The organism is Microcystis sp. LE18-22.4A (assembly GCF_027531105.1).
In the GTDB taxonomy this organism is placed as follows: domain Bacteria; phylum Cyanobacteriota; class Cyanobacteriia; order Cyanobacteriales; family Microcystaceae; genus Microcystis; species Microcystis aeruginosa.
In genome coordinates this window covers 1-5433 of record NZ_JAPZRB010000568.1, presented here as the reverse complement: position 1 = coordinate 5433, position 5433 = coordinate 1, and the positions used below count along the sequence as shown (strand labels likewise).

General features: G+C 39.6%; 6 protein-coding genes and 2 pseudogenes. 5 read left to right on the top strand and 3 right to left on the bottom strand.

Annotated features, from left to right (window positions below):
- Positions 1–186: 186 nt before the first annotated feature.
- The 3 genes and pseudogenes from O9295_RS28000 to O9295_RS24585 form a co-directional block, all read left to right on the top strand.
- A pseudogene (locus O9295_RS28000) lies at positions 187–333 on the top strand (IS1634 family transposase N-terminal domain-related protein); the annotation flags it as partial.
- A 376-nt stretch (positions 334–709) separates the two neighbouring features.
- On the top strand, positions 710–1033 hold the full coding sequence (locus O9295_RS24595; RefSeq protein WP_159250597.1) for an antibiotic biosynthesis monooxygenase family protein: 324 nt from the start codon (positions 710–712) through the stop codon (positions 1031–1033).
- A 470-nt stretch (positions 1034–1503) separates the two neighbouring features.
- A complete protein-coding gene (locus O9295_RS24585; protein WP_159250596.1) occupies positions 1504–2370 on the top strand; it encodes a DNA alkylation repair protein in 867 nt (288 codons plus the stop codon).
- A gap of 74 nt (positions 2371–2444) precedes the next feature.
- On the opposite strand, the pseudogene O9295_RS24580 reads toward O9295_RS24585, so the two are convergent.
- A pseudogene (locus tag O9295_RS24580) lies at positions 2445–3281 on the bottom strand (IS630 family transposase); the annotation flags it as partial.
- Positions 3282–3484: 203 nt separating this feature from the next.
- Complete coding sequence (locus O9295_RS24575) at positions 3485–4363, bottom strand: IS982 family transposase (protein ID WP_193960481.1); 879 nt, start codon at positions 4361–4363, stop codon at positions 3485–3487.
- A gap of 91 nt (positions 4364–4454) precedes the next feature.
- Between O9295_RS24575 and O9295_RS24570 the strand changes: the two genes are divergently transcribed.
- Entirely contained in the window at positions 4455–4844 is a 390-nt protein-coding gene (locus tag O9295_RS24570; RefSeq protein ID WP_193960480.1) for a hypothetical protein, read from the top strand.
- Positions 4841–4990 carry a hypothetical protein gene (locus tag O9295_RS24565; protein WP_172456267.1) on the top strand — a complete coding sequence of 50 codons (150 nt, stop codon included), beginning with the start codon at positions 4841–4843 and terminating at the stop codon, positions 4988–4990. Before O9295_RS24570 ends, O9295_RS24565 begins: the two co-directional genes overlap by 4 nt.
- A 168-nt stretch (positions 4991–5158) precedes the next feature.
- Here the strand turns inward: O9295_RS24565 and O9295_RS24560 are convergent.
- Positions 5159–5433, bottom strand: a 275-nt coding sequence (locus O9295_RS24560; protein WP_288035930.1) for a transposase, incomplete at its 5' end; no start/stop codon positions are given.

Here is a 5433-nt window from a genome sequence, read left to right as displayed (position 1 = left end):
AAAACCACAAATTAGGTCAGAATTTCAGCTAAATTTATGAGTTGAGATAAGTTTTTTATGGGCAGATATTTTAAAACTGTCTCTTGAAGCTAATTATGATGATTATCTTGAAAAAAAATGATAATTAGACAGAAGTTCTCTATGTGAACAAGAGAACTTTATCTTCTTTTGTTTTCAAAATGAGAATTGCTGCGTAATTCCCCCCCCGCTGTTCTTCTTCGGGAGTCCTACCGAGAAGGAGATCAAGTGAAAAAAAGAACCCTGGCCAATCTCTCAAAATTACCCGATGATATTATCGACAATCTAAAACTGGCTCTTAAAGGAGCAACACTGCTTATTTAATTTTGCAGCTAATAGATATTGAAGAAGTATTTGGTAAAAGCTTATTAGATAAATTGCGCTATTTACAGAGTTTTATGTGTTAACATATCAGCTATGTACACTGGTTTAGGAAAATTGTCTATTCAATCTGAAAAATGGCGTTCTGGGGTTGTCATGTTCTTAAATGTAAAGTTTTGTTACGAGATTCAACATTTCTGTGTTTAAGGGTTTATGCTTATTTAAACTCCTAGTTTGCTATAATCAGTCTAGAAGAGCCAAATCCCTAAGCTCCCTCTCTGTACAAACTTTACAAGCATGAGTTGTTAATAGTTTTCCATGACAGGTTCGGTAGAGTCAGATAAATTAGCAATCTTTCCTAGAATAACATATGGACAATACCATCATAGAACTAGTAATTTTCAAGGCTAAAGCAGGTGTCAGCCAGTCAAGTTTGATGGCAGCAGTGAAAAAAACTAACCCCATTTTGCAAAAAATGGACGGGTTTTTAAGCCGAGAACTCAGTGTTACTGAAACGGGAGACAAATGGGCAGACATTGTACATTGGCGGAATATAACTTCAGCTAAAAAAGCAAGTCAGTCCTTTATGAATGAACCAGATTGCCAAGAATTTATTTCCCTGATTGATGAAACAACGATGACTTTTCTGCATTTAAGTTCAAGGTTCACTATTAATGGTTCTTTGTTACTTTGACTCTTCTGAATTTGGTATGCTTCTCGGCGTTTTATCAGGAGCTTAAAGGCTTGAAACACCTTCCAGATATAGCACTTTTCACGTTACTGAGGTATCGATAAGTTTTGCTAACAAATGGTTTAAGCCCCTTGCCCATACCTCATTCTGATAAAAACTGCTATCAATTTTTCCTGTTTTTTCCAGCTTTAAATTGAATTAATCCCTTGCCAGATAAGATTTTCAGATAATTGGAACATCGAGTATAATAAACTCAGATGAACCGTTACTTGGTATGATTCGATAGGGGAGCATAAATCGACTAAATCCTTAATCTGACAAGAGACTTAATTGATTAGTTCGCTCTAGAGCAAAAACAATTGACAAAAATCGCTAAATCTCTTTCTATATGAGAGTTTCATTCCTCATAATCCTGTACGTTGCATAGACAAATCGAAGAAGCCTATTAATTAGCCAAGTCATGGAGGGAATTGATGCTTACCGAACTTCCACTTGAAAAACTCAGAGCCAGGAAAGGATATCCCAGAAAATCTGAAATTCCAGAGGAGGTCTTAATTGTCCTCAATCAAGGAAAAATCGAGACAGTGAATCTCGTAGAATGGTTAGCCATTGATTTGCCTGTTCTGCTGCGGAATATTTTGACAGAAATAGGTTGGGAAAAGCAAATCGGGAGTCTTTATGAGCAAAGTTTAAAACTTCAAGACCAAGGAATTACAAAACGACTCAAAGGTATTGGTGAAATGCTCTTTCAATCTCTAGAAAAAGAGGAAAATCGAACGGAAATTTTTGAAATTCTTGCTAACCATACTTCTGATATGGTTAGAGCTTGGGCTGCTTTTAGTATAGCCGCTAACCAGACTCTTTCCTTACGCCAAAGATTGGAAATAATGGTTAGGTTTGCTGCAGATGGCAGCGTATCTGTCAGAGAATGCGCCTGGTATGCTCTTCGACCCTATCTTGTCGAGGATTTAGCTCATAGCTTCGATTTACTGACAGAGTGGGTTAAAGACCAAGATCCTAATATTCGACGCTGTGCGGTAGAAGCTACTCGTCCTCGTGGTGTTTGGTGTAAACATATTCCGACTTTGAAAGAAAAACCTGAAACAGGTCTGACCATCTTAGAATTCGTTCGTTCAGATTCCAGTAATTATGTACAGCGTTCGGTTGCTAATTGGTTAAATGATGCCAGTAAATCTTGTCCAGATTGGGTAATAAATACCTGTAAACGTTGGCAAAATGAGTCACCGACAAAAGAAACTTATTGGATTGTTAAACACGCTTTTAGGACTCTCAAAAAGCAAGAATTCTTGGTAGATAAAATACAAATAACCCCCTATTAAAAGGAAGCACCCCAATTTTGCAATAAGTATAAATGCTTAGAGACTAAAAACGTTAGCTATAGCAATTCTCTGACTCATGAGGTACAGTAGCAACAGTGAGTAAACCAATTGCGAATATCTTTTTGAGTAACTTCTAACATAGCTAATTCAATCCCTTCTATTAAGTCTTTGTAAGTTCTTGCCTTCAGTTTTCTTAATATCGCTTTGACTTTTGACCAAAAGTTTTCAATAGGAGAGAATTCGGGAGAATAAGGAGGTAAATAGATGAGTCTAGCTTTTTCTTGTTCGATTATTTCTCTGACCATTTCTCCGAGATGAATCTTGGCGTTATCCATGAGCAAACAGTCTCCTTCTTTAATTTTTGGCAGCACTTCCTTCAGAATAAATCCTTCAAATGTTACCGCATCCACTGCACCGTATATGTTGACTGATGCCACAACTTTTTCTAAGCTTATAGCACTAATTATTGAAATATTTCTCCCTCTTTTTTGTGGTTTTCTTCCCCTAGCTCTTTGGCCAATTAAGGCTCTAGCATAGAGTCTCAAAAGAGCTAAATTTACCCCCGATTCATCGATGAAAATTAGTTTTGATGCCTCAATTTCCCTAACTTCTGACCAGTATTCCACTCTTTTTTGCTGTACTCTGTCACTTTCTTTTTCCGCCGCGTGTAGTGTTTTTTTTTTGAAACTGTAATTGAGTTTTTGCGTAAGCCGCCCCAGGGTATCTCTACTGACTTTCACCTGTGTCTTTTCCTACAGTAAGTCCGATAATTCTTCGAGAGTTGCATCATTGTTAGCTTCGATGATTTCTATTAAAATTATCAGTTGTTCACTATTTAACTTGGTTGGCGGACTTCCCCCTTGTGGACGAGGACGGATATCTCCTGTTTCTTTATGTTGCTTCAATAACTGGACTTCCCCGTTGACAAAAAGCCATAACCTGTGCTGTAGAAGGGATTAAGAGAATTTCCAGCACCCCGTTACTGGGTACAAATCAGGGAAACTCCCAATAAATCTAACGCTTTTTGCTGCAGTTGGGTCGGTCGAGTTATCTTAGAAAAACGATAACTTCCCTCCCTAATCGTACATTCCACTGTATTCAACCCCAGTTCGGGTTAAGCAGCGGGGGGTAAAGCCCATTCCATCTTCAAGGAGGGTTTTTTCGGCTGGTGACAGTAAGCAATCAAACCACAGAGAAGATTAACGCAAAAATTAACAGGGCTGCGGTGGCGGGAATGTTCAACCCCAGAGATGTTCTTGAGTTGGTCAATAATAGTCTCGACAATAGAACGCTTACGGGATAAAAGCTTGTCATAAAGGCGGATTAAGCGATTTTTCATGTTCCGCTTGGGTTTAGCAAAAAACTCAATACCAAAATCTTTGAGCAGTTCCTCCCCCAGGGATTGAGAGACATAACCTCGGTCAGCAAAAACTTTGCCAAACAAGGATTGTAGCAATTTGTTCACGGGTTTGCGGTCGTCCACATTGCCGGGGGTAAGGTGAACGTTGAGCAATTCTCCTTCCTCGTTCACCACTAAATGCAGTTTAAAGCCAAAAAACCAGTCCACAGAGGTTTTTCCCCGTGCGGCTAAATTGTCAAACACCCGATGACTACTGATGCGGCGATTATGGCAGACCTGAATTTTGGTGGCATCGACAAAGCTAATCCCCGTGCAACGACCAAAACAATGCTTCAAGTAAACGCATAAGGGGATGAGAGTCGAGGGTATCCATTCGATAAAACGTTGATAGCTAGGCAGTTGAGGGAACTCTTGTCGCCAGTAGACACAAACATGATCGAGGTAGAAATGTTTAAAATTACGGTAGTGGTTTTGATGGAAAGCGATCAGGATGGTCATAATTTCGCTTAAAGTCAAGATTTTGCCACGTTTACGAGCTTTATTATCGGCTGAAAGCCTTGTCTGTTCTAATTTAGGTTCAAATACACGGCATCCGTCATCCACAGGACAGAAAAGAGCTTCTAGACTAGACATAGATGGGTTGGGGGTGCTGAGTTTATATATTTTTCAGCTTACTAGCCCCCGCCTTTTCTTTCCTCCCTTATCCCGAACTGACGTTAGAATAATGACCATCGAAGAAGCATTGGAAGCCCAATGGCTCTCGGTTGCGCGGCATATATTTCCTTTAGATTGGGCTTTCCACCCACAAATTGCAGCGGGGCTATATCGGCTACAGAAGAATGAATCACCAAGTAATGTACTCGAAGCTATTGAAAACATACCATTTGATGAATGGATGTCTTTAGTTCAATATGCAATCAATAAACACCCCTTAGAAGTCGGCAATTTTCTGTGGTTTGTCGCGCAAGATCATCCTGACGATAGTTGGCGCTTCAATGCGATTCAAGAACTTATTACATCTGGTTTAATAAAGCTATTTGATGTAAATCAAATTCTTCAACACGAGAACGACCCAGAAATTTTGGATATGCTTCAAGAGTACGGCTATTCATGAAATTTGTACCGACTTCTATTTACCACCTCACCTTAACCGTGGCACTGGCATCATTGCCGAACATATCCACTAACCGGACAGCGATCGCTGCCCATATCCCTAACAACTGCATTTGGAGCAGTATCGATCGCTGGTTCGACCGGTAAAAAACTAGGGGATGCGATCAATAGAACAAGGGGAAGCGAAATCTAGGTTAGCTTTCCCGTCACGTTTTGCTCTTAGCTTTAAAGGGCTATACTCTACCGTATCAACGGGCATTACATCCCTCTAAGAACTCCAATAACTTTTGGCTCTTCGTTACCCTTTATGCTAAATCAACAGACAAGATGCCAAGATAACATACTTCTAACCCAAAAATTTCGAAAGTTTCTAAAGCCATAGCCTCTCCGTTTTATTAGTTTAAGTTTATTGTTGATTCCCTCGACCACCCCATTCGTTGTCCTTCGCTCGAAATAACTAATTATTTCTCCAAACCAGTTTCGGATTGTTTGACAACTCTTGGTAAAAACACTGGAGGATTTTGCCAACCATTCCGAGATGGATAGCAGTCCTTCTGTCGGATTCTCTGAGGTTTCATAAATCTTTCTAA

Bases quoted from the DNA above. Each gene is read 5' to 3' on its own strand.
- O9295_RS24565 (WP_172456267.1), top strand. From the start codon at position 4,841: ATGAAATTTGTACCGACTTCTATTTACCACCTCACCTTAACCGTGGCA.
- O9295_RS24585 (WP_159250596.1), top strand. From the start codon at position 1,504: ATGCTTACCGAACTTCCACTTGAAAAACTCAGAGCCAGGAAAGGATAT.
- O9295_RS24575 (WP_193960481.1), bottom strand. From the start codon at position 4,363: ATGTCTAGTCTAGAAGCTCTTTTCTGTCCTGTGGATGACGGATGCCGT.
- O9295_RS24570 (WP_193960480.1), top strand. From the start codon at position 4,455: ATGACCATCGAAGAAGCATTGGAAGCCCAATGGCTCTCGGTTGCGCGG.
- O9295_RS24595 (WP_159250597.1), top strand. From the start codon at position 710: ATGGACAATACCATCATAGAACTAGTAATTTTCAAGGCTAAAGCAGGT.